The sequence below is a fragment of the Tardiphaga sp. 619_E2_N8_4 genome, assembly GCF_051810905.1.
GTDB lineage: Bacteria > Pseudomonadota > Alphaproteobacteria > Rhizobiales > Xanthobacteraceae > Tardiphaga > Tardiphaga robiniae.
In genome coordinates this window covers 5,700,354-5,722,934 of sequence record NZ_JBPWQJ010000001.1, presented here as the reverse complement: position 1 = coordinate 5,722,934, position 22,581 = coordinate 5,700,354, and the positions used below count along the sequence as shown (strand labels likewise).

20 protein-coding genes are annotated in these 22,581 nt (G+C 61.7%); 14 read left to right on the top strand and 6 right to left on the bottom strand.

The genetic code is table 11. From position 1 onward, the window contains the following. Positions 1 to 14 precede the first annotated feature (14 nt). From AB8A23_RS27245 to AB8A23_RS27235, 3 genes are all read left to right on the top strand, one after another. A complete protein-coding gene (locus AB8A23_RS27245; protein WP_115033477.1) occupies positions 15 to 989 on the top strand; it encodes an NAD(P)H-dependent flavin oxidoreductase in 975 nt (324 codons plus the stop codon). 50 nt (positions 990 to 1,039) lie between these two features. Next, positions 1,040 to 2,224, top strand: coding sequence for an ABC transporter substrate-binding protein (locus AB8A23_RS27240; RefSeq protein ID WP_439060442.1), 1,185 nt, complete (start codon positions 1,040 to 1,042; stop codon positions 2,222 to 2,224). A gap of 83 nt (positions 2,225 to 2,307) precedes the next feature. Further along, on the top strand, positions 2,308 to 3,825 hold the full coding sequence (locus AB8A23_RS27235) for an acyl-CoA synthetase (protein WP_439057553.1): 1,518 nt from the start codon (positions 2,308 to 2,310) through the stop codon (positions 3,823 to 3,825). Positions 3,826 to 3,924: 99 nt separating this feature from the next. Here the strand turns inward: AB8A23_RS27235 and AB8A23_RS27230 are convergent, their stop codons facing one another. The 3 genes from AB8A23_RS27230 to AB8A23_RS27220 all read right to left on the bottom strand — a co-directional run bounded on the left by AB8A23_RS27230 (position 3,925) and on the right by AB8A23_RS27220 (position 7,866). Then, positions 3,925 to 5,409, bottom strand: coding sequence for an aldehyde dehydrogenase family protein (locus tag AB8A23_RS27230; protein WP_439057554.1), 1,485 nt, complete (start codon positions 5,407 to 5,409; stop codon positions 3,925 to 3,927). Between the two features lie 161 nt (positions 5,410 to 5,570). Beyond that, positions 5,571 to 6,284: a glutamine amidotransferase gene (locus tag AB8A23_RS27225; protein ID WP_439057555.1), complete on the bottom strand. Its 714-nt coding sequence runs from the start codon at positions 6,282 to 6,284 to the stop codon at positions 5,571 to 5,573. A 97-nt stretch (positions 6,285 to 6,381) separates the two neighbouring features. Next, positions 6,382 to 7,866 carry an aldehyde dehydrogenase family protein gene (locus tag AB8A23_RS27220; RefSeq protein ID WP_439057556.1) on the bottom strand — a complete coding sequence of 495 codons (1,485 nt, stop codon included), beginning with the start codon at positions 7,864 to 7,866 and terminating at the stop codon, positions 6,382 to 6,384. A gap of 129 nt (positions 7,867 to 7,995) precedes the next feature. On the opposite strand from AB8A23_RS27220, the gene AB8A23_RS27215 reads away from it, so the two are divergent. The 3 genes from AB8A23_RS27215 to AB8A23_RS27205 all read left to right on the top strand — a co-directional run bounded on the left by AB8A23_RS27215 (position 7,996) and on the right by AB8A23_RS27205 (position 11,026). After that, positions 7,996 to 9,072, top strand: a complete 1,077-nt coding sequence (locus AB8A23_RS27215) for a substrate-binding domain-containing protein (protein WP_439057557.1) — start codon at positions 7,996 to 7,998, stop codon at positions 9,070 to 9,072. 101 nt (positions 9,073 to 9,173) lie between these two features. After that, on the top strand, positions 9,174 to 10,025 hold the full coding sequence (locus tag AB8A23_RS27210) for an SDR family NAD(P)-dependent oxidoreductase (RefSeq protein WP_439057558.1): 852 nt from the start codon (positions 9,174 to 9,176) through the stop codon (positions 10,023 to 10,025). Positions 10,026 to 10,045: 20 nt separating this feature from the next. Then, the gene (locus tag AB8A23_RS27205; protein WP_439057559.1) at positions 10,046 to 11,026 is read left to right on the top strand and encodes an aldo/keto reductase; all 981 of its coding nucleotides are present in this window, start codon (positions 10,046 to 10,048) and stop codon (positions 11,024 to 11,026) included. Between the two features lie 189 nt (positions 11,027 to 11,215). Here the strand turns inward: AB8A23_RS27205 and AB8A23_RS27200 are convergent, their stop codons facing one another. Continuing rightward, positions 11,216 to 12,718: an aldehyde dehydrogenase gene (locus tag AB8A23_RS27200; RefSeq protein ID WP_439057560.1), complete on the bottom strand. Its 1,503-nt coding sequence runs from the start codon at positions 12,716 to 12,718 to the stop codon at positions 11,216 to 11,218. A 300-nt stretch (positions 12,719 to 13,018) separates the two neighbouring features. On the opposite strand from AB8A23_RS27200, the gene AB8A23_RS27195 reads away from it, so the two are divergent. Together AB8A23_RS27195 and AB8A23_RS27190 are read left to right on the top strand one after the other, a co-directional pair. Continuing rightward, positions 13,019 to 13,198, top strand: coding sequence for a hypothetical protein (locus AB8A23_RS27195; protein ID WP_439057561.1), 180 nt, complete (start codon positions 13,019 to 13,021; stop codon positions 13,196 to 13,198). A gap of 115 nt (positions 13,199 to 13,313) precedes the next feature. Then, the gene (locus AB8A23_RS27190; protein ID WP_139285954.1) at positions 13,314 to 13,535 is read left to right on the top strand and encodes a hypothetical protein; all 222 of its coding nucleotides are present in this window, start codon (positions 13,314 to 13,316) and stop codon (positions 13,533 to 13,535) included. A 249-nt stretch (positions 13,536 to 13,784) separates the two neighbouring features. Here AB8A23_RS27190 and AB8A23_RS27185 read toward each other — a convergent pair whose 3' ends face one another. Continuing rightward, positions 13,785 to 14,027, bottom strand: coding sequence for a hypothetical protein (locus AB8A23_RS27185; RefSeq protein WP_439057562.1), 243 nt, complete (start codon positions 14,025 to 14,027; stop codon positions 13,785 to 13,787). An 81-nt stretch (positions 14,028 to 14,108) separates the two neighbouring features. Continuing rightward, positions 14,109 to 14,909: a GntR family transcriptional regulator gene (locus AB8A23_RS27180; protein ID WP_184514378.1), complete on the bottom strand. Its 801-nt coding sequence runs from the start codon at positions 14,907 to 14,909 to the stop codon at positions 14,109 to 14,111. A 349-nt stretch (positions 14,910 to 15,258) separates the two neighbouring features. Between AB8A23_RS27180 and AB8A23_RS27175 the strand changes: the two genes are divergently transcribed. The 6 genes from AB8A23_RS27175 (at position 15,259) to AB8A23_RS27150 (ending at position 22,553) form a co-directional block, all read left to right on the top strand. Further along, positions 15,259 to 16,317 carry an ABC transporter ATP-binding protein gene (locus AB8A23_RS27175; protein WP_439057563.1) on the top strand — a complete coding sequence of 353 codons (1,059 nt, stop codon included), beginning with the start codon at positions 15,259 to 15,261 and terminating at the stop codon, positions 16,315 to 16,317. After that, positions 16,317 to 17,345 carry an ABC transporter ATP-binding protein gene (locus AB8A23_RS27170; RefSeq protein ID WP_439057564.1) on the top strand — a complete coding sequence of 343 codons (1,029 nt, stop codon included), beginning with the start codon at positions 16,317 to 16,319 and terminating at the stop codon, positions 17,343 to 17,345. The genes AB8A23_RS27175 and AB8A23_RS27170 overlap by 1 nt, the downstream gene beginning before the upstream one ends. 19 nt (positions 17,346 to 17,364) lie before the next feature. After that, positions 17,365 to 18,918 carry an ABC transporter substrate-binding protein gene (locus AB8A23_RS27165; RefSeq protein WP_439057565.1) on the top strand — a complete coding sequence of 518 codons (1,554 nt, stop codon included), beginning with the start codon at positions 17,365 to 17,367 and terminating at the stop codon, positions 18,916 to 18,918. Between the two features lie 63 nt (positions 18,919 to 18,981). Beyond that, complete coding sequence (locus tag AB8A23_RS27160; protein ID WP_068737345.1) at positions 18,982 to 19,938, top strand: ABC transporter permease; 957 nt, start codon at positions 18,982 to 18,984, stop codon at positions 19,936 to 19,938. After that, complete coding sequence (locus AB8A23_RS27155; RefSeq protein ID WP_120288836.1) at positions 19,935 to 20,810, top strand: ABC transporter permease; 876 nt, start codon at positions 19,935 to 19,937, stop codon at positions 20,808 to 20,810. Before AB8A23_RS27160 ends, AB8A23_RS27155 begins: the two co-directional genes overlap by 4 nt. Before the next feature lie 27 nt (positions 20,811 to 20,837). Beyond that, positions 20,838 to 22,553: an AMP-binding protein gene (locus tag AB8A23_RS27150; RefSeq protein ID WP_439057566.1), complete on the top strand. Its 1,716-nt coding sequence runs from the start codon at positions 20,838 to 20,840 to the stop codon at positions 22,551 to 22,553. The last annotated feature ends 28 nt before the right edge of the window (positions 22,554 to 22,581 follow it).

The following is a 22,581-nucleotide window of genomic DNA, read 5'->3' as shown; positions in this document are numbered from 1 at the left end:
ATAAGGAAACGCTTATGTCGCTCCCCAAAGCTCTCGATGGCACCCTCGAGCTGCCTGTGCTCGGTTCCCCGCTGTTCATCGTCTCCGGTCCTGAACTCGTCATTGCGCAATGCAAGGCCGGTATCGTCGGTTCGTTTCCAGCGCTGAATGCGCGGCCGGTGGAAGTGCTCGATCAGTGGCTGACGCGCATCGAGGATGAGCTCGGCGAATACAAAGCGAAGAATCCCGGCAAGAAGGTCGCGCCCTATGCGGTGAACCAGATCTGCCACGCGTCCAACGACCGGTTGATGAAGGACATGGAAACCTGTGTGAAGCACAAGGTTCCGATCATCATCACCTCGTTGCGCCCGCCCTCGGAGATCGTCGAGGCCGCGCATTCCTATGGCGGCGTCGTGTTTCATGACGTTATCAACGTCAAGCATGCGCGCAAGGCAGCCGAGCAGGGCGTCGATGGACTGATCCTGGTCTGCGCCGGTGCGGGTGGCCATGCCGGCACGCTGTCGCCCTTTGCGCTGGTGCGCGAAGTGAAGCAGTGGTTCAAGGGGACTGTGCTGGTATCTGGTGCAATCTCCGACGGTTACGGGATTGCGTCGGCGCTCGCGCTCGGCGCAGACCTCGCTTATATGGGCACGCGCTTCATTGCGACCGAAGAAGCTAATGCCGACCCGGCCTACAAGAAGGCGCTGACCGAATTCGCCGCGCATGACACGGTCTACACCAACCTGTTCACCGGTATTCACGGCAACTATCTCGGCCCGTCCATCGCAGCCGCCGGCCTCGATCCCGACAATCTTCCGGTGGCTGACAAGACCAAGATGAACTTCGGCTCCGGCGGTAACATGAAGGTCAAGGCCTGGAAGGACATCTGGGGTTGCGGCCAGGGTATCGGCCAGATCGTTGATGCTCCCCCGGTGGCAGAACTCGTGGATCGCCTGAAGCGCGAATATGCGGAAGCGACCTCGGACTTTGCGAGACGGGCACGCGCATAAGCGCGGCCCGATAAAAATATAATGGGGAGAAGACAATCATGACATCAGTCATGCTGAGGACGCTTGGGCTGTTCGCTTTTGCCGTCTGCGTGAATGCGCCGACGCAAGCTGCGGCCAACAACAAGGAAGAGATCAAGATCGGGCAGACGCTTCCCTATAGCGGTCCGCTCTCGGGCTTCGGTGTGATCGGCCGCGCGCAGGAAGCCTATTTTGCCAAGCTCAACGCCGAAGGCGGCATCAACGGGCGCAAGATCAAGTTCATCAGTCTCGATGACGCCTATTCGCCGCCGAAGACCGTGGAGCAGACCCGCAAACTGGTGGAGCAAGATGAGGTTCTGATGATGTTCGGGACGCTCGGCACCGCGACCAACAACGCGGTGCATCGCTATTTGAACAGCAAGAAAATCCCGCAGCTGTTCGTGCTATCAGGCGCGACCAAATGGGCGGATCCGAAAGGTTTTCCGTGGACCATGCCGGGCATGGCCGCCTATGAATCGGAAGGCGTTGTCTACGCCAAGCACGTGTTGAAGATCAAGCCGGATGCCAAGATCGCCATTCTCGCGCAGAACGACGATCTCGGCAAAGACTATGTGGCTGGCTTTAAACGGGCGCTGGGCGACAAGGCCGCCAGTATGATCGTATCCGAGGCGACCTATGAGACCAGTGCGCCGACGATCTCGTCGCAGCTTGCGGCGCTCAAATCGTCCGGCGCGAATGTGCTGTTTGGCGCGGTGGTCGGCAAATTCTCGTCGCAGATGATCAAGGGCGTTGCGGAAATCGGCTGGAAGCCGGACCTGATGTTCGTCCCCACGTCCGCTTCGTCGATCACCTTTCTGGAGCCGGCAGGTCTGGACAACGCCACTGGCCTGATCACGTCGAGTTATCAGAAAGACATCAACGACGCGTCATGGGCCAACGACGAGGACGTGAAGGCCTATTTCGCTTTCATGAAAGAGAGCCTGCCGTCAGCCGATCCGCGCAACACCAATTATGCGACCGGCTTCCTGAATGCGCATCTCATCACGCATATCCTGAAAGCGTGCGGCGATGACGTCAGCCGGGAGAATATCCTGCGTCAGGCGACGTCGATGAAGAACGTCAAGCTGCCGCTGTTGCTGTCGGGCGTCACGGTCAATACCGACAAGGATGACTATCTTTCGTTCCAGCAACTGCGGCTGCGCCGTTTCAACGGCAAGAACTGGGAAGGCTTTGGCGAATTGCTCGACGACCAGTGAGCATCTGTACCATCACATCGACAGAACAAGGATCGAAGCCAGCGATGGCTTCGATCGATTCAAGAACAGTATAAGGGCGGACAATGATTATCAGCGGCGACCGGGCGATCAGCTATCCGGACATCATGCAGCGCATCGCCAAGGTGGCGACCGGGTTCAAGAGCCTCGGCGCAGGCGCCGATGCGCCGGTCGGCATGATGCTGCGCAACGATTTCGCGCTGTTCGAGACTGCGTTCGGCGCAGGTGCGCTCGGCGCGCGTGTGGTCCCGATCAATTGGCATCTGAAAGGTGAGGAGGTCAGCTACATCCTCGCCGACAGCGGTGCGAAACTGCTGGTCTGCCACGCCGATCTTTTGCCGCAGATCAAAGATAATTTGCCCGCGGGATTTCCGATCCTGATCGTCCGCACGCCGCCGGAGATCGCAGTCGCCTATGGTGTTGCCGAAGCTGCGACCGAGGTGCCTGCAGGCGCCACGGACTTCGATGTCTGGCGCGAGTTGCATGCGCCGGTGGAGAACGCGCCGAAGCGCGCGCTGACCATGTTCTACACGTCGGGCACCACGGGCCGTCCCAAGGGCGTGACCCGCGCGGCCATGACGCCGGAACAGGCTGCGGCATCCGAGCGCGTCGGCGGCATCGCCTATGGGCTGAAGCCGAACGAGGATCAGATCATCCTGATGAACGGGCCGATGTATCACTCGGCGCCAAGCTCCTACGGGCTGATGGCATTCCGTCATGGCAGCACGATCGTGCTCGAACCGCGTTTCGATCCCGAAGATCTGCTGCAGCTCACCGAGAAGCATCGCATCACCAACATGCATATGGTGCCGACTATGTTCGTGCGGCTGCTGCGTCTGTCGGACGAGGTGAAGTCGCGCTACGACCTGTCGTCGCTGCGCTTCATCATTCATGGCGCAGCGCCGTGCCCGATCCATGTGAAGCAGGCGATGATTACGTGGTGGGGACCGGTGATCAACGAATATCTCGGCTCCACCGAAACCGGGGTGCCGATCTGGCATTCATCGGAGGAGGCGCTGAGGAAGCCGGGCACCGTCGGTCGCACCATCGAGGGGGGCGTGGTCAAGATCTTCGATGCGGACGGCAAGGAATGTCCGGTCAATGTGCCCGGTGAAATCTTTATGCGGCAGACCTCGGTGCCGGATTTCAACTATCAGGGCCGCCCGGACGCACGTGCCGAAGCGGGTCGCGACGGTCTGATCAGCGTCGGTGACGTCGGCTATCTCGACGAGGACGGCTATCTCTTCATGTGCGATCGCAAGCGCGACATGGTCATCTCCGGCGGTGTGAATATATATCCAGCCGAGATCGAGAACACGCTGATCGGCATGGACGGCGTGCGCGACTGCGCGGTGTTCGGTGTGCCTGATGACGAGTTCGGCGAACGGCTGGTGGGCTGCGTCGAACTCGAAGATGATACGCAGCTCTCCTCGTCCGAGATCCAAGCCTATCTCAAGCAGCGGCTTGCCAACTTCAAGGTGCCGAAGGAAATCCACTTCCACACGGCGCTGCCGCGCGAGTCGACCGGCAAGATCTTCAAGCGCAAGCTGCGCGATCGATACGGTGCTGCGCCGGCTGCCTAATCGCCAATGTTCGTCGCAAGGGCTCCTTGCAATGACGGCGCAAAAAGAAGGCGCCGGGCTCGTTGCTCGGCGCCTTCTCTCTTTCGAGGACAGCGGCGATCAGGTGTTGATCCAGACCGCCTTGATGTTGAGATATTCGTCGATGTGATGGACGCCGGACTCGCGGCCATAGCCGCTCATCTTGTAGCCGCCGAACGGCACGGCAGGATCCATCGCCTGATAGCAATTGATCCAGACCGAGCCGGCCTGCAGGGACTTCGCGAGGCGATGCGCCTTGCTGACATCCTTGGTCCAGACGCCACTGCCGAGACCGAAGGTCGTGTTGTTGGCGCGCTGCACTAGCTCGTCCATGTCGGTGAACGAGATCGCGGAGATCACCGGTCCGAATATCTCTTCCTGCGCGATCTTCATGCTGTCCTGGACGTTGGCGAACACGGTCGGCTGCACGAAGAAGCCCTTCGACAGTTCGCCGTCCATCAGGCGGCCACCGCCGGACAGCGCCTTGGCGCCTTCGCCGCTTCCGGTGGTGAGATAGCCGGTGACGCGATCGAGCTGTTCCTTGGAGACCAATGGCCCGAGCTGGGTGTCGGGATTGGCACCGTTGCCGACCTTTAGATTCTTGGCGAATTCGGCGACGCGGCCGACGAATTCGTCATAGATCCTCTTTTCGACGAACAGGCGGGTGCCGGCGCTGCAGATCTGGCCGGAATTGGCGAACACCGCCATGGCGGCGCCTGGAACGGCGGCATCGAGGTCGGCGTCGGAGAACACGATGTTCGGCGACTTGCCGCCGAGCTCGAGCGACACGCGCTTGAGGTTGCCGGCCGAGGCGCGGATGATCGACTGGCCGGTGAAGTGGGAACCGGTGAAAGCGACCTTGTTGACGTCCATATGCGAGGCCAGCGCGGCGCCGGCGGTTTCGCCATAGCCCGGCACGACGTTGATGACGCCAGCCGGGAAGCCGGCTTCCAATGCCAGCTCACCGAGGCGTAGCGAGGTCAGTGGGGCTTCTTCAGCTGGCTTCAGCACGATGGTGCAGCCGGTGGCGATGGCAGGGCCGATCTTCCAGATACTGGCTGACAGCGGCGAGTTCCACGGAATGATCGCGCCGACGACCCCGACGGGCTCCTTCAGCGTGTAGGAGAAGATTTCGCCCGGCAGTGAGTTTTCGATGGTCTCGCCGTAGATCAGCGTGGCCTGGCCGGCATAGAAGCGCAGCATGCCGAGGATGCGCTGCTTGCCAGCGAAAGTGCGCATGACAGGCGCGCCCATATCGAGTGTATCGAGCATCGCGAGTTCATCGAAATGCTTCTCGACAAGCTCGGCGAATTTCAGCAGCAGCGCCTGGCGCTCGTAGGGCTTGGCCTTGCTCCATGGGCCTTCGAAGGCGCGGCGGGCGGCGGCGACCGCAAGGTCGATATCCCCAGCATCGCCTTCGGCGACGGTGGCAAGCAGTTCGCCGGTGGCTGGATTATGCGTTTCGAACTTCTTGCCGGATTGGGCGTCCTGCCATTTGCCGTCGATCAGCATCTGCTTGTAGGAGCCGTTCGCGTAGGGGTGCGCGGTGGCAGAGATTGGCTGCATCAAGCCCATAATGTGATCCTCCCGGACGTTTGTTTGAAGTGCCGTTGTAGTGCGCGGAATATATCGTTTTCGCGAAACGGGTAAAGGCGGGGAACCCGAAACGACTTGCATGGGAGGTCTTCGCGACCAATTCACGATCGTGAATTGATGCTTGGAATCGTTCAACCGATCTCGTGGATCCAGCGCGTAAAAATGCGATCGGCCTGGGCTGGCAGTCGGTTGGCGACGGCAGCGGTGCTTGAACGCAGTTGCGCGATGGAAATGCCGGCGGCGGCCAATTCGACCGCGTGACCGACATACCATTCCTCGAGCTGCCGTGGATCGGCTTCGAGATGGAACTGCAGCGCCAATGCATGGCGACCATAGGCAAAGGCCTGATTGTCATAGGCATCGTTCGAGGCCAGACGGATGGCACCCTCCGGCAGATCGAACGTGTCGCCATGCCAATGCAGAACGCTGGCGCCATCCTCTGCCAGCGGCGCGAGGCATGAGGCCGTGCCCTGCTTGGTCGGGGACACCTGGCCCCAGCCGATCTCCTTGATGCCGCCGGCATAAACGCGGGCGCCGAGTGCGCGGGCCATCAATTGTGCGCCAAGGCAGATGCCGAGCGTCGGGCGTCCCTGCGCGAGACGGCGTTCCAGCAGCGCGATCTCACGTGTCAGGAACGGGTAGGCGTCGGCCTCATAGACGCCGATGGGGCCGCCCAGCACAATCAGGAGGTCGGCATCTTCGATGGAGCGGTGGGAGACGTCATCAATGGCGGCATCGCAGAACGAGACGTCCCATCCCTCACGATCCAGTACCGACGACAGCAGGCCCAGGTCCTCGAAAGCGACATGACGCAGGGCGACGGCAGAACGCCGGTGACGGTTCATGAAGGAAAGCTCACGCGCAATTGACCGGCAATCGTTATATCCATAAGAATATAACGATCAACAACCAATTGCGCGACGCACCACGCCGCTGGTTGCCTCAGACGTTGAGATTCATCCAGACGGCCTTGGGCTCGGTAAAGTTCTCCAGCGCCGCATCGCCATGTTCGCGGCCGAAGCCGGAATCGCGCGAGCCGCCCCAGGGGAGCCGGACATCCGTATAGCCATAGGTGTTGATCCATACGGTGCCGGCTTTCACCTGTTTGGCGAAGCGCTGCACGCGGCCGATGTCCGAGCTCCAGACGCCGGCCGCAAGGCTGTATTTCGTGCCATTGGCCTTGCTGATGGCATCGGCCTCGTCGAAGAACCTGATGATGCTGACGACCGGGCCGAAGATCTCCTCCTGCGAGACACGCATTTCGTGTTCGACATTGGCGAACACCGTAGGCGCGACGAAATAGCCGCGGTCGCCGATCCGGGTGCCGCCGGTCGTCACAGTCGCGCCTTCCTTGGTGCCGATATCGACATATTCCAGCACCCGCTTCATCTGCAGTTCGGAGACGATAGGTCCCATTGTCGTACCGGACAGCGCGGGATCGCCGACGCGGATGGCCTTGGCGCGGGTCGTCATGCGCTCCACGACCTCGTCATAGACCGACGCATGCGCGAGAATGCGCGAACCGGCCGAGCAGACCTGGCCGGAATTGAAGAAGATGCCGGAAGCGGCGGCCTTGGTGGCGGAATCCAGGTCCGCGTCGTCGAAGATCACATTGGCCGATTTGCCCCCGAGTTCGAGCGTGACGCGTTTCAGATTGCCGGCGGCGCCGGCGAGGATTTCGCGGCCGACGGTCGGCGATCCCGTGAAGGTGATCTTGTCAATGTCAGGGTGATCGACCATGGCACGGCCGGCGGTCTTGCCAAATCCCGGCACGATATTCAGCGTGCCCGGCGGCAGGCCGGCGTCCAGTGCCAGTTCGCCAATCCGCAGTGCCGAAAGCGGCGTGATCTCGGCCGGCTTCAGCACGACGGTGCAGCCACAGGCCAGCGCCGGTGCGATCTTCCACATCCCGATCATCAGCGGGAAATTCCATGGCACGATGGCGCCGACGACGCCGATCGGCTCGCGCACCGTATAGGTCAGCGCGTCATGGCGCGCCGGGATCACCTGTCCGTTGATCTTGTCGGCCCAGCCCGCATAGTAACGCAGCGTATCGATGGCGGCAGGCAGGTCCTGGCGCTGCACGGCGGCGAGCGGCTTGCCGGTATCGAGACTTTCCAGCGCGATCAGTTCCTGCGCGTGATCTTCCAGCAGTTGTGCGAAACGCTGCAGCACGAGACCGCGATCGGCCGCGCGCATGCGGCCCCACGGACCCTCAAGCGCCTTGCGCGCCGCGCGGACCGCACGGTCGATGTCGCTGGCATCGGCTTCGGCGACGACGGCGATGATCTCGCCCGTCGCGGGATTGAGGACATCGAAATATCGGCCGGACAACGGCTCGACCTGCTGGCCGTCGATGAGGAGACGTTTGCGCGTCAGTTTCGACGATGCAGAAATGGCAAGATCAGCATGTGAGATCTCTGGCATAGTGTATACCTCCCGATGTTTCGACGATCGGATCAGGAGGAGCATCGACAGTAAATATGAGAACGTGAGTCACGGCGCGGCGGCACATATGCAATCGCGAACATAGGTGGCAGGGCGATAGGAAGCACGATGCGCATCGATATCGAAACCATCTGGCGATTCCGCAAGCCGGGTTCGCGCCAGCCGACATCGGTGATGCTCGGCTTTCTCAAGGACATCAACGAGACCGGCAAGCTGACGCTCGCGGCCAGCCGCAACCAGCTGTCCTACCGCCATGCGTGGAGCCTGGTGAATGACTGGTCGGCCTTCTTCGGCGTGCCGGTGGTCGAGCGCAGCAAGGGCAAGGGCACCAAGCTGACGGCATTTGGCGAGAAACTGGTCTGGGCCGGCGAACGGCTGGAAGCGCGGCTCGGACCGCAGCTCGACAATCTGGCGCAGGAACTGGCGACCGAACTCAAGGAGCTGCTGCCCAACCATCCTGCGGTCATCCGCGTTCATGCCAGTCACGGTTTTGCCGTGTCGAAACTGCGCGAGATGCTGAACACCACGGCGGGCACGGGCATCGATCTGCGCTATGTCAGCAACCAGACCTCGCTGGTGTCGCTGGCGCATAACACCTGCGATCTCGCTGGCGTGCATCTGCCGCGCGGCGAACTGCGCAAGCGCAGCGTCAATGCCTGCAAGGAGTGGGTCGACAACCGCGTCCATCGCGTCGTCGGTTTCGCGACCCGCGAAATGGGCCTCATGGTGAAGCCCGGCAATCCGCTGCGCATCACATCGATGGAAGCGCTGATCAATCCCGCGATCCGCTTCGTCAATCGCGATCAGGATTCCGGCACGGGGTTGCTGTTCGATCAGCTGCTTCGTCAACACAAGATCGATCCCGAGCAGATCAATGGTTATCAGCAGGTGGAGTTCACTCATGCGGCAGTCGCCGCTTATGTCGCCAGCGACATGGCCGACGTCGCCTTTGGCGTCGAGGCTGCGGCGCGGCAATTCGGGCTGGATTTCGTGCGGCTGCTGACCGAGGACTACTATTTCGTGTGCCGCGAGACGCTGCTCGATCAGGCCCCGATGCAGCATATCCTCGCATTGCTGCGCAGCGCAGAGTTTCATGACGTGCTGGTCAAGCTGCCCGGCTATGCCGCGTCGGACACCGGCGCGATCAAGACCGTGAACGAGGTGTTTCACGGGAAGAAATCGTAGTCATGCGCGGATGGACGCCGATCGCTAGCGATCATGTGAAATGCGAAGATGCGCGTTGATGCTATATGCATGGACGCAACCTCCCGGTACCGGAGAACATCATGTCCCATCCCGCTCTGTCCCCAGGTTCTGTTGCCGTCATCACCGGAGGCGCCTCGGGCATCGGCCTTGCCGCGGCGACGGCCTTTACGCGGCTGGGCCTGCGCATTTGCATTGTCGATCTCGGTGAGGATCGCCTGACGGACGCGGCCGGCAAAATCGCCAGCGTGGCGCGCGGCGGACGTGACGATGTGATGACAGCCGCGGTCGATGTCAGTGATGTCGCCGCGATGACCGGCCTCGCGGCCGATGTGCAGGCCCGTTTCGGCAGCTGCGATGTGCTGATGAACAATGCCGGCATTCAGGTGCCGACCTCGGCGCTCGGTCCGCGCGAGAATTGGGAGCGGCTGCTCGGCGTCAATCTGTGGGGCATCGTCAATGGTTGTCAGGCCTTCGCTGTGGACATGATCGCGCGCAAGCGGCCGGGCCTGATCATCAATACGGGCTCCAAGCAGGGCATTACAACGCCGCCCGGCAATCCCGCCTACAATGTCTCCAAGGCCGGCGTGAAAGCCTATACCGAAGCGCTGGCGCACGAGCTGCGCAACACCGAGGGATGTCAGGTCTCCGCCCATCTGCTGATCCCCGGCTTTGTCTTCACGCCGCTCGCAGCTGGCGGGCGCAGCGAGAAGCCGGATGCAGCGTGGACAGCCGAGCAGACCGTGGACTTCATGATGCAACGACTCGACGCCGGCGACTTCTATATCCTGTGTCCGGACAACGACGTGCCGCGCGCACTCGACGAACGCCGCATGTTGTGGGCCATCGGCGACGTCGTGGAAAATCGACCGGCGCTGTCGCGCTGGCATCCCGATTATGCCGATGCCTTCGCCGAATTCGTGAAACACAAATAGAACAACAAGGGAGAAACGCAGTGGATTACGTGAAATTTGGAAACACCGGCCTGGACGTCTCGCGTCTGTGTCTGGGCTGCATGACCTATGGCGTCTCCGATCGCGGCGCGCATGCATGGACGCTGGACGAGGACAAGAGCCGGCCGCTGATCAAGCAGGCGATTGAGCTCGGCATCAATTTCTTCGACACGGCGAATGTCTATTCGGATGGCACCTCGGAAGAGATCGTCGGTCGCGCGCTGAGGGATTTTGCAAGGCGCGACGACGTGGTGCTCGCGACCAAGGTCTATAACCGCATGCGCAAGGGCCCGAACGGCATGGGCCTGTCGCGTAAGGCGATCATGACCGAGGTCGATCACAGCCTGCGCCGGCTCGGCACCGACTATATCGATCTCTATCAGATCCATCGTCTCGACAAGAACACGCCCATCGAGGAGACGCTGGAAGCACTCCATGATGTAGTGAAAGCCGGCAAGGTCCGCTATATCGGCGCGTCCAGCATGTATGCATGGCAGTTCTCCAAGGCGCTGTATACGTCGCGGCTGAACGGCTGGACTGAATTTGTCAGCATGCAGAACCATGTCAATCTGCTGAACCGCGAGGAAGAGCGCGAGATGCTGCCGCTCTGCGCGGACCAGAAGATCGCGGTTATGCCGTGGAGCCCGCTGGCGCGCGGGCGCCTGACGCGGGCCTGGGACGAGACCAGCGAGCGTCAAAATACCGATGAATTCGGCAAGACGCTCTATGTGCAGTCCGAGGAGTCCGATCGCAAGATCGTCGAGCAGGTGGCCTCGGTCGCCAAGGTCCGCGGAGTACCGCAGGCACAGGTCGCGATGGCCTGGCTGCTGCAGAAACAAGGCATCACGTCGCCGATCATCGGTGCATCGAAGCCGGCGCATCTGACCGATGCGGTGGCGGCGCTGTCGTTGAAGCTGACGCATGAGGAGATCGCCTCGCTCGAAGCGCCCTATGTACCGCATGCCGTGGCGGGATTCGGCTAGGATTGGATTTAGAAAGCTAGAATCAATGGTGATGCGCTCGCACCCCTCCTCACGTCATTGCCGGGCTTGACCCGGCAATCCAACTTCAGGCCGCATGTTCGAGCGTTGGGCGAGGATGGATACGCGGGTCAAGCCCGCGTATGACGACTGAGTGGAGGGGCGTCTTGCCTGTCCAATGAAACGAAGCGCCTAGCTATACCGCTTCTCCTTGCCGTCCTCGGCATACCAGTCGAAGGTCTCATCCGAGAGATTGACGATCACGTTCTGGATCTGGGTGTATTCCTCATAGGCGACAATGCCGTTTTCGCGGCCGATGCCGCTCATCTTGAAGCCGCCCCAGGGCGAGCAGGGGTCGATGCGGTGGTGGTCGTTGATCCAGACGATGCCGCTCTCTAGCCGATGCGCCACACGGTGGGCGCGGGTGACGTCGCGGGTCCAGATCGAGGTCGCCAGCCCGAATTCGGTGCCGTTGGACAGCGCGATCGCTTCCTCTTCGGTATCGAACGGAATGACGACGACCACGGGCCCGAAGATCTCTTCCTGCGCGATCCGCATATTACCGGTCACGCCAGTGAAGATGGTCGGTTGATGATAGTAGCCGCTCTCGAAGGCCTTGCCGTCCGGTCGCTTGCCGCCGGCGGCGAGCGTCGCGCCTTCCTCGAGTCCGATCTTGACGTAGCGCTCGGTCAGCTCGCGCTGCTTCGCCGACACCAGAGGGCCCATCTGCGTCGCCATGTCCTGCGGATCGCCGATGCGGATCATATTGGTTCGGCGCACCAGCTCTGCGACGACGGCATCATGCACCGAACGCTGCACCAGCAGGCGCGCGCCCTGCACGCAAGTCTGGCCGGTGGCGATGAAGGACGCGAACAGTGCGGCCGCCACGCCGCGCTCGATCGAGGTGTCGTCGAACAGGATAACTGCAGCCTTCCCGCCGAGCTCGGCGGCCACCTTGGTGAGGTTGGCACCGGCCAGTGAAGCGACCATCTTGCCGGTCTCGGTGCCGCCGGTGAGGTCGATCTTCTTGATACGCTTGCTGGTGGTCAGAGCCTTGCCGGCGGTGGCTCCATAGCCGGGCACGACATTATAGACGCCGTCAGGAACGCCGGCTTCCTTGAAGATATCGCCGAGCAGCAGCGGCGTGATCGGCGCCAGTTCGCTGGGCTTCACCACCATCGTATTGCCCGCCGCCATCGACGGTGCGATCTTCTTGGTGAGGATCAGCAACGGATGATTCCATGGCGTCACATGGCCGACGACGCCGAGCGGCACCCGGCGGGTATAATTCAGGAAATTGCCACCGAACGGCGGCACGGTGTCCTCGTGGGTGCGCGCCAGAGCGCCGAAATAGCGAAACCATTCCGGCAGCCGGCCTAGCTGGGCGGTCATTTCGCGGCGGGCGCGGCCGATCTGGTCGACCTCGATGGTCACTAGTTCGGGGAGCTTTTTGGCCAGCAATTCGCCGGCCCGGTGCATGATGTCGCCGCGCACCGCGCCCGGTGTCGCCGCCCAGATTTTGCCGGCGCGTTCGGCGGCGTCGATGGCCAGATCGATATCCTTTTCGTCCCCCTCGGCGACATCGGCCAGATGGCTGCAGTCCTTCGGGTTCTCGATCCTGATGGTGCGGCCGGTCGAGGCTGGCTGAAACCGGCCATTGATATAAAGCCCGAACGGGCGACCATCGTTCATCATTGGCATGTCCTTGAATTTGCATCGTGATCGGCCTGGCGGCGGTAGCCGCTTTTGCGGACTATGACTAATCAGAAACAGGTGATTTTGCGATCAACGCGCGGTTGCAGCGCGGTGATTGAAGCGGGTCGCTCGAACCCATCGCAGAAAGTCGCTTGTGGATTCTTTGAGCCCGGAAAGGCGCTCTTAACCGGTACTCATGCACGTTGGCGATGACGCCGAGGACTCCGGTATCGTTTAATATTGACGCAACGCTTAGCCGATTATTGAAGGCAACCGAAAGCGCGGCAGGAGATTTTTTCAATGACCAAGCTGGACGCAGAAGTCGACGATCTCATCGCCGCCTGCCACGGCGACACCCGTGGCACCGTTGCTGCGCTCATTCTCGTCAACCAGCAGCTCGAGACCGAACTGGCCGAGCTGCGTGCGCAGATGGCCGCACGTCCGTCCGATGAGCAGATGGTGCACGCCGTTCTGCACTGATTGGTGACTTGATGCAGCGCAAGTGCGCCACAAGATTCGCGGTGTATAAATTCAATCTCGGCTGGGATTCGGAGCGCCCTTTTGGCGTAATCGGAATTCCGGGATGGAGGTTTGAATGCCCAGACAATTTGGATTGAAGGCGACATCGATTGCAGCGTCGACGCCCGCGACGGCGTGCAAAACGACGCTTGGCCTGATCGGATGGATGTTTGCGCCGAAGAACCGCGTGTCGCGTGGCGCCGCACCGGTGAGGCGCTCATCGGCATACACGGCGCTGCCCTATGCGCCAGCAAGCTGGCGCGGCTCCCGCGGCCGGCGATCGGTCTCGGTCAACTGAAATCCGTGTGACGTCGCGCGCTAGCGTGTCGAGCGTTTGTCCGGTGTGGCTCGTTCCTTAATTGGCGGCTCTTCCAGAAATTTGTTGGTCGGGGATGGGTCGTCCGTCAGCCAGTCCGCGAAGTGGACGGCATTCTCGATCCAGTCCATCAATCTCGTCCAGGCGCGTGTCAGGGCATGTGGCATACTGATTAGTCGCAGATAGCGCGGCTCGGGTTCAGTGGAGCAGCAAGAGCAGTGGATTGGGCTGTCAGGCGGCCTTCATCATTGTCGGCTTATCGTTTCCAGTTGTGCAGTCGGCAGCGATCTGATCGTCACCCGGTTGCCTGCGACGCAGGGTGGACTGCATCTTGCCGAACACCTCGACGACAGTACGGAGCTCCCTGCGCAGCTCTTCGATCTGCGTCGGCTTCGGTCTCTCGTGATATCGCAAATACCTGGCCGCGGCGACGATCTCCGGCGAAAGCGGCGCCTTCGGCTTGACGGCGAGCACCAGCCCTTCTCCAATTGCCTGTTACGTTTTGCGTTGATGAATTGCGGTCGCTGCCGTTTGAGCCTGCCGCCCCGTCGAATTTCACCCGCGCGGAGCGGGCGCAATGTCCGCCGGCATAATATCGTGCCCATCGCTATGTGTTAGCGCACTCAGGTCGAATGTCTCTCCGCGAATGCGCGATAGGGTGGACAAGGCGCGGTCGCGATCACTTTCCAGAAGCTGACCGAGATGTGTGACAGCGGCATTCGGCTTGCGCTGCCGGATCGCCTTCAATGTCGACGCCATCAGGTCGGCGCTGAGTCGGCGGATGTCGCGGGTCTGATAGTCCAGCGGCGTCTTCCATATGGTTTCCCATACGGTTTGATTGGCAAGGTCGGTGAGCAGTTCGACGAGCAGTTCGTTGCCCGAGCCGCGCGCAATGGTCTTTACCGCGCGCGTCGTGGTGTGTGCGAAAGCCATTGGATCATCGACCTCGACTGCGACTCTCAACTCGTCGCAGCGGCGCGCCAGTGTGTCGATGAAGCTTTCGACCGGCGTGGTCGCCATGGTGCGCACCGCCAGCATCGACAGTGCGGTGCGGACATTAAACAGGTCAGCCACCGATTTGAGTGACAGCGGTCTGATATAGGCGCCGCGCCGCGGAAAGATGTCGACCAGGCGCCGGCGCTCGAGAATGCGGATCGCTTCACGGATTGGGCCACGGCTGACGCCGAAATCGCGCGCCAGGTCGAGTTCGACAAGACGCTCGCCCGCTTTGCGACGGCCGGAGACGATTTCGGCACCGAGTTCCTCCGCAACCTGGTCGGGGATCGTACGCGGTGCAAATCTCCGTTCGACGTCGTGCTGGTTATCGTTGAATGGCCTGCGAAGTGTCGCTGCCATGGCTGCCTCCTGTCGATGCACGCTTGCCGCGTCATACGGTCCTGTCTACCGCAGAAGTCAACTGTTGACAATTGACAGTCGATGACCTTTCATTGGGTTACTGTCGCTTCAATACATACCGGCTCAAGTCGGACCGCGATGGAACGTCCCGATGCAAGATCTGCAGAACAGGGATGGCAAGGGAGGTGAACATGGCGGCTCTGTTTGCGTCGGCGCATGTCCGACTGACAACAGCCCAACAGACACGCGTCTGCGGCTTTCATCCGTATGTGCAAGTGCAGCACCGGCAAACCCTGCAGCAGCGGATGAGGCGCGGCGTCATTGGTCGTGTTCTGGCTGGCGAAGCGCAATGACAGGTGCGATCGACATCTCCGCTCCCACGGTAACGCGCGTTGCTGGAATGCCCGACGCGGGCGTTTCGCCGCAGCCGCTGCTGGAAGTACGCGATCTCTCGCTGTCATTCGCGACGGCGCGTGGCGCATTGCCGATCACCCGGAACGTAAATTTCACCATCGCGCCGGGCGAGCGCGTCGGTCTGGTCGGAGAGAGCGGCTGTGGCAAGACCGTCACTGGTCTGTCGCTACTGCGCCTGCTGCCGCCGCAATCGGCGCGGATCCAAGGCGATATCCTGTTCAACGGGACCAATCTGGCCACGCTGTCGCCGCGGCGCATGCGCGCCGTGCGCGGCCGTGAGATCGCGATGATTTTTCAGGAGCCGATGAGCGCGCTCGATCCTGTCTTCACGGTCGGCGATCAGATCAGCGAAGCCTATCGCATCCATTTTCCGGTCAGTCGCGCGGAGGGGCGCGAGCGCGCCATCGCTGCGTTGCGTGAAGTCGGTATCCCCGCGCCGGAGCGGCGCTGCGACGAATATCCGCATCAACTCTCGGGCGGCATGCGCCAGCGCGTGATGATCGCCATGGCGTTGATCTGCAAGCCGAAGTTGCTTGTGGCCGACGAGCCCACCACAGCGCTCGATGTGACCGTGCAGGCGCAGATCACCGATCTCTTGCGTTCGTTGAGCGAGCGCACCGGCACGGCATTGATCTTCATTACCCATGACCTTGGCGTCGTCGCCGAAACCTGCACCCGCATGATCACCATGTATGCCGGTGAGGTCGTCGAGGACGCGCCGGTGGACGACGTGCTGACGCGGCCGCGTCATCCCTATACATCCGGACTGCTGCGCTCGCTGCCTAGCCTCAGCCCGCACCGCGGTGTGCTGGCCTCGATCCCCGGCCGCGTACCGTCGCCCAATGCGATGCCGGCCGGCTGCCGCTTCCGATCACGTTGCACGCATGCCGTGGCGGGCTGCGAGCGGAGTCAGCCGATGATCGAGATCGAAAGCGGTCGTACTGCACGCTGCTGGCGTGCTCCCGAACTCGTGCTGCCGGGGGCGGTGAATTGATGTCTTCCGCGCAGAACCATAGTAGCGACAGCGGCATTCTCGCAGTGCGTGACTTGCGGATCCTGTTTCCGACCCGCGATGGCTGCGACACAGTCAAGGCGATCGACGGCATGGATTTCGAGGTCCGCGCTGGCGAGACCTTCGGCATTATCGGCGAGTCTGGCTCGGGCAAGACCACGCTCGGCCGTGCGCTGGTGTCGCTGCTGCCGCCGAGCCACGGCCAAATTCTGCATGACGGCACCGATCCGGCTGCCCTCAGCACAAGCGCATTCCGCAAGCACCGCCGCGATTACCAGATTATCTTCCAGGATCCGAATGCCGCGCTCAATCCGCGCATGACGATCATCGACAGCGTGGTCGAGCCGCTGGAGATCATGGGCGAAGGCGATCATGCCTCGCGCCATCGCCGTGGCATCGAGGTGCTGGAGCGCGTCGGCCTTGCCGCCGAAGCCGCCGATCGCTATCCGCATCAGCTGTCCGGCGGCCAGAAGCAGCGCGTTAACATCGCGCGCGTGCTGACGTTGCGGCCCAAGGTCATCGTTTGCGACGAGGTGGTGGCAGCGCTCGACGTCTCCATCCGCGGCGACGTGCTCAATCTTTTTGCTGACTTGCAGCGCGAATTCGGCCTGACCTATGTGTTTATCACCCATGACATCTCGGTGGTCTCGCACATCTCCGACCGCATCGCCGTCACCTATCTCGGCAAGCTGATGGAGCTCGGTCCGACCGAGGACGTGGTCGAGCGGCCACTGCATCCCTATACGCGCGCGCTGCTATCGGCCGAGCCGATCCCATTGCCGTCGCATTTGCGGGTCGACCGCCGCATCATTCTCGAAGGTGAAATTCCGAGCCCGGTGGCGCCGCCGTCGGGGTGCCGTTTCCGCACGCGCTGCCCGTCGGTGCAACCACGTTGCGTCAAAGAAGTGCCGGCCTGGCGCGACGTGAAGCCGGGACACCGCGTGGCCTGCCATTTCGCCACGGTGGACGGGCCACCGCCAGATAATCAAAAAGCGCAACGCGCATCATAATCAACGGGAGGATTTTCAAATGAAGACAATTGATCTGGGCAAGCAAACATTGCGTCGTCGTGACATTCTGGCGCTGATGGGCGGCGCTGCCGTGACCGGCGCACTCGGCCTGCCGGCCTGGGCGCAAGAGGCCAAGAAGGGCGGCGTGCTGAAGGTCGCCGCGCCGGCCAATCCGTCGTCGCTCGATCCGGCCACCGGCGGCGCCGGCTCCGACCACAGCATTCTGTGGACCATGTATGACACGCTGGTGGAGTGGGACTACGAGACGCTGAAGCCGAAGCCGGGCATGGCGAAATGGGCGTTCCCCGATCCGAAGACCATGGTGCTCGACATCAGCGCCGGCATCAAATTCCACGATGGCACACCGATGGATGCCGAGGCCGTCAAATTCAACCTCGAGCGCAACCGCACCGATCAGCGCTCCAACGTCAAGCCCGATCTCTCCAGCGTGGAAGCGGTTGAGGTGACCGGTCCGCTGCAGGTCACGCTGAAGCTTAAGAATCCGGACACGGCACTGCCGGCCATTCTGTCGGACCGTGCTGGCATGATGGTGTCGCCGACCAATATCAAAGCGCTCGGCAATGAGACCGATCGCAAGCCGGTCGGCGCTGGCCCATGGAAGTTCGTGCGCTGGAACGACAACGAGATCATCGTCGTGGCGCGCCATGACCAATACTGGCGTCAGGGCCGACCTTATCTGGACGGCATCGAATTCAACATCATTCCGGAAAATGCCACCGCCTTGCGTTCGGTCGTCGCTGGCCAGAACGATATGGCGTTCCAGCTGCCGGCGCGATTGAAGCCGGTGATCGAGCGCGCCAAGAATCTGGAAACCGTCAGCTCGCCGACATTGTATTGCATTCAGGTCTACATCAATTACGGCCGCGCACCGCTCGACAACGTCAAGGTCCGTCAGGCGATCAACTTCGCGCTCGACCGCGATGCTTTCGTCAAGGCGGCGCTCAACGGCCTTGGCGAACCGGCGCGCATGACGCTGCCGAGCTCGCACTGGGCGTTCAACAAGGACGTCGCGGGGATGTATCCCAACAACACGGAGAAAGCGAAGCAGCTGCTCGCCGAGGCCGGCTACAAGGATGGTCTTGAACTGACCATAGGCGGCTATATGGATCAGGATTCCGTGCGGCGTGGCGAGGTGATCCAGGATCAGCTCGGCAAGGCTGGTATCCGCCTGAAATTCACCCGCGGCACCATCGCCGAAATCAGCGCGCAGTTCTTTGCCACCGAGAAAAAGTTCGACCTTCTTGTCTCGGCATGGACCGGGCGTCCGGATCCGAGCATGACCTACGGGCTGAGCTTCGACAAAGGCGCTTATTACAATGCGGGCCGCAGCGGTGAGCCGGAGTTGTCGAAGTTGATCCAGGAGAGCCGTGTCAGCGAAGACCTCGCCAAGCGCGCCGAAGTGTTCGCCAAGATCCAGAAATTCACGGTGGAGAACGCTCTGTCGGCACCGCTCGCATTCCAGTTCGAACTCGATGCGCTGTCCGCCAAGGTGAAGGGCTTCAGGCCCAATCTGCTCGGCAAGCCGAAATTCGAAAACATCTCGCTCGGCTAATCCGCCCGACACAGAAACCGGCGCCGCGATCATCGCGGCGCCCTTAACTGGTGTAAATTGCGCATGTTGAATTCCGGACGCCTCCGCATCATCGGTCGTCGCCTGCTGCAGGCAATCCCGGTGGTGGTGCTGTCGACCTTCATCGTGTTCGGCCTGCTCAAGCTGGTGCCGGGCGATGTTGCGGTGACGCTTGCTGGCGACAATGCGTCGGAGCAGCGGATCGCCGAAATCCGCGAGCTCTATGGTCTGAACCAGCCGTTCCTGCTGCAATATGGCTCATGGCTCTGGAAGGCGGCGCATGGCGATCTCTCGAGTTCACTGATCTCCAACGAAGCGGTGCTGACCTCGATCCAGCGCTGCCTGCCGCATACCCTGCTGATCGTCGCACTCGCGCTGTTCATGGCGATGTTGGTCGGTATCCCCCTGGGCATTGCCGCGGCAACCAAGCCCGGCTCGTGGATCGACGGCTTCGTCATGGCGATTGCCTCGCTCGGTGTCGCCGTGCCGAATTTCTGGCTCGGCATGCTGCTGGTGGCGTTCTTCTCGCTGCAGCTCAATTGGCTGCCGGCCACGGGTGCGGTATCGCTCATGAAAGATCCGTGGGCGTCGCTCAGTCATGCCATCCTGCCGGCGGTGGCGCTCGCGTCCGGCGGCATTGCCGAGGTGGCGCGGCAATTGCGGTCGTCACTCGTCGAGATACTGTCGTCGCAACAGGTTCGCACGCTGCACGCCAAGGGGTTGCCGCCATCGTCGATCCTGTGGCGTCATGGTTTGAAGAATGTCAGCGTCAATCTGCTCACCGTCGTCAGCCTGCTCGCGAACCGCCTGCTCGCGGCGACCGTCGTGGTCGAGGCCGTGTTCGCGATTCCCGGCATGGGCGGGTTGATCGTCAACGGCGCGATGAACCGCGATTTCCCGGTGGTGCAGGGCGTGGTGTTCACCATGGTCCTGATTGTCGTCACGCTCAATCTGCTCACAGACATTCTGTACAGCGTCCTCGATCCGAGGATTTCATCATGACGGATGCTGTGATGGCGCCCGAGCGCCGGCCGGGACGTTTCTCGGGTTTTGTACGCTGGTTCGTCAGTGATCTACGCGGCGCTTTCAGCCTGACTTTCCTCGTCGCGCTGTTCACGATCTCGGTCCTCGGCCCGTGGATCTCGCCATATGCGCCGGCCGCACAGGATCTCGACGCGGCGTTGGCGACCATGTCGACTCAACATTGGCTGGGCGCTGACGATCTCGGTCGCGATACGCTCAGCCGCCTGATCTATGGCGGTATGGCGTCGCTCTATGCGAGCTTCCTTGCGGTCACGATCGCCGTTCTGATCGGCGTGCCTGTCGGCATTCTCGCCGGCTATCTTGGCGGCTGGGTCGATACGGTGATCAGCCGTGTTATCGACAGCTTCCTGTCGTTCCCGGCCATCGTGCTGGCGATCGCCGTGACAGGTGCGCTCGGCATCGGCCTCACCAACGGTATGATCTCGGTTGGCATCGTGTTTTCGCCGCAGCTAGCGCGCCTCGTCCGTGCGCGCACGCTGGTGGTGCGCAATGAGCTTTATGTCGATGCCGCGCGCTGTTTCGGCGGATCAACGCCACGCATCCTGTGGCGCCACGTGCTGCCGAACGCGATCCAGCCCGTCATCGTGCAGGTCACGCTGTTGCTGGCCGCGGCGCTCCTGGCGGAAGCGAGCCTCAGCTTCCTAGGCCTCGGCATTCAGCCGCCGGATCCGAGCTGGGGTTCGATGCTGGCGCGCGCCTATCAGAACATGGAAATCGCGCCCGAGCAGATGTATCCGCCCGGCCTCGCGATCCTGTTCACCGCACTGGCCTTCAACACATTGGGTGAATCGCTGCGCGTCGCGCTCGATCCGACCATGAAACGCAACTGACCAAGACCAAGAACAAGGACGACGGTGATGACCGCAAGCGCCAAAGAAACGGAATATCTCGCCAGGCTGCACGAGCTGTGGGCTAAGGCCTGGCCGAAAGGCACGCCGAACAAGCCGCAATATCTGCATGGCGAAATCGCGCTAACCGAATATTTGCGCGCGTGGGCCAAGCGTAATCCTGAAAAGCCTGCGGTGATCTTTTATGGTCACGTCACCACCTATGCCGAACTCGACGCGCAGAGTGATCGCTTCGCGGCGTTGCTGATGGAGAAGGGCGTCCGCAAGGGCGACCGTGTCGCGGTGTTCCTGCCGAACTGCCCACAATTCCATATCGTATTCTTCGGCATCCTCAAGCTTGGCGCTATCCACGTCCCCGTCAGCCCCCTGTCGCGCGCGTTCGAATTGTCCTACGAATTGAATGATACCGACGCCGAAGTCATCGTGGCGCTGGATCAATTGGCGCCTGTGGTCGACCAGGTACGAAGCGAGTCCAAGCTGCGCGAAGTGATAGTTACCAGTTTTGCGGATGTGCTTCCGGCCAAGCCGACCATTCCCGTCCCAGATTCGATCAGTGCGCCGCGCATTGCCATCTCCGGTGCGACCGATCTGCTGCCGGCGCTGGCTGCGCTGCCCGTGCCAAAGCCGCTGCCGCCCGCCGGACTCGATGATATCGCCGCGCTGAATTACACCGGTGGCACCACCGGCATGCCGAAGGGGTGCGTGCACACCCAGCGCGATATGGTCTATACGGCTGCCGCCAATCACGGCATCTCTGTCGTCGCCAATGAAAACAGCGTCTTTCTGTCGTTCTTTCCAGAGTTCTGGATTGCCGGTGAGAATTTCGGCCTGATCTTCCCGATGTTTACGGGCGCAACGCTCGTCCTGCTGGCGCGCTGGGATGCGATCGGGGCACTGTCGGCAATCGACCGCTACAAGGTCAATGTCACTGCGATGCCGGTCGATGGTGCCGTCGAGCTGATGGATCATCCGCGGTTCGGGGAATTCGACCTGTCGTCGCTCGATCAGGTGCGCGTCGTGTCCTTCGTGAAAAAGCTCAATCCGGCCTATCGCAAGCGCTGGAAGGATCTCACCGGCACGATCCTGACCGAAGCCTCGTGGGGAATGACCGAGACCCATACCTCCAACACCCTGACGGCTGGCTTCCAGGATGATGATTTCGATCTTCTGTCACAGCCGATCTTCGTTGGGCTCCCGGTGCCCGGCGCCGAGTTCAAGATCACCGATTTCGAGACAGGTGAACTCGTGCCGCTCGGTGGCGAGGGCGAGATCCGCGTGCGGACACCATCGCTGCTAAAGAGCTACTGGAATAAGCCGGAAGCAACAGCGGAGTCGTTGATCGATGGCTGGCTGCGGACGGGTGATATCGGCACCATCGATACCGACGGCTTCCTGCATTTCCTCGGTCGTCGCAAAGAGATGCTGAAAGTCAAGGGCATGAGCGTATTCCCGCCGGAGATCGAGGCGCTGCTCGGTCAGCATCCGAAGGTTCTCGGATCGGGCGTGGTCGGTCGCGAAGATGCCAGCAAGGGGCAAGTGCCCGTTGCCTTCATCCAGCTCAAGCCCGAAGAGAGGGGCACCATCACGCCAGCCGAACTGCAGGCGTGGTGTGCCGAACGAATGGCCGTCTACAAGGTGCCTGAGATCCGCATCATCGACGCGCTGCCGATGACGGCCACCGGCAAGGTGAAGAAGCAGGAACTCGACGCCAACGCGCCGCAGTAAATCGAAACGTTACATGGCCCCGGGTGTG

Coding starts and splice junctions, on each gene's coding strand:
- AB8A23_RS27245 (WP_115033477.1), top strand. CDS start 15: ATGTCGCTCCCCAAAGCTCTCGATGGCACCCTCGAGCTGCCTGTGCTC.
- AB8A23_RS27240 (WP_439060442.1), top strand. CDS start 1,040: ATGCTGAGGACGCTTGGGCTGTTCGCTTTTGCCGTCTGCGTGAATGCG.
- AB8A23_RS27235 (WP_439057553.1), top strand. CDS start 2,308: ATGATTATCAGCGGCGACCGGGCGATCAGCTATCCGGACATCATGCAG.
- AB8A23_RS27230 (WP_439057554.1), bottom strand. CDS start 5,409: ATGCAGCCAATCTCTGCCACCGCGCACCCCTACGCGAACGGCTCCTAC.
- AB8A23_RS27225 (WP_439057555.1), bottom strand. CDS start 6,284: ATGAACCGTCACCGGCGTTCTGCCGTCGCCCTGCGTCATGTCGCTTTC.
- AB8A23_RS27220 (WP_439057556.1), bottom strand. CDS start 7,866: ATGCCAGAGATCTCACATGCTGATCTTGCCATTTCTGCATCGTCGAAA.
- AB8A23_RS27215 (WP_439057557.1), top strand. CDS start 7,996: ATGCGCATCGATATCGAAACCATCTGGCGATTCCGCAAGCCGGGTTCG.
- AB8A23_RS27210 (WP_439057558.1), top strand. CDS start 9,174: ATGTCCCATCCCGCTCTGTCCCCAGGTTCTGTTGCCGTCATCACCGGA.
- AB8A23_RS27200 (WP_439057560.1), bottom strand. CDS start 12,718: ATGATGAACGATGGTCGCCCGTTCGGGCTTTATATCAATGGCCGGTTT.
- AB8A23_RS27195 (WP_439057561.1), top strand. CDS start 13,019: ATGACCAAGCTGGACGCAGAAGTCGACGATCTCATCGCCGCCTGCCAC.
- AB8A23_RS27190 (WP_139285954.1), top strand. CDS start 13,314: ATGCCCAGACAATTTGGATTGAAGGCGACATCGATTGCAGCGTCGACG.
- AB8A23_RS27180 (WP_184514378.1), bottom strand. CDS start 14,909: ATGGCAGCGACACTTCGCAGGCCATTCAACGATAACCAGCACGACGTC.
- AB8A23_RS27175 (WP_439057563.1), top strand. CDS start 15,259: ATGACAGGTGCGATCGACATCTCCGCTCCCACGGTAACGCGCGTTGCT.
- AB8A23_RS27170 (WP_439057564.1), top strand. CDS start 16,317: ATGTCTTCCGCGCAGAACCATAGTAGCGACAGCGGCATTCTCGCAGTG.
- AB8A23_RS27165 (WP_439057565.1), top strand. CDS start 17,365: ATGAAGACAATTGATCTGGGCAAGCAAACATTGCGTCGTCGTGACATT.
- AB8A23_RS27160 (WP_068737345.1), top strand. CDS start 18,982: ATGTTGAATTCCGGACGCCTCCGCATCATCGGTCGTCGCCTGCTGCAG.
- AB8A23_RS27155 (WP_120288836.1), top strand. CDS start 19,935: ATGACGGATGCTGTGATGGCGCCCGAGCGCCGGCCGGGACGTTTCTCG.
- AB8A23_RS27150 (WP_439057566.1), top strand. CDS start 20,838: ATGACCGCAAGCGCCAAAGAAACGGAATATCTCGCCAGGCTGCACGAG.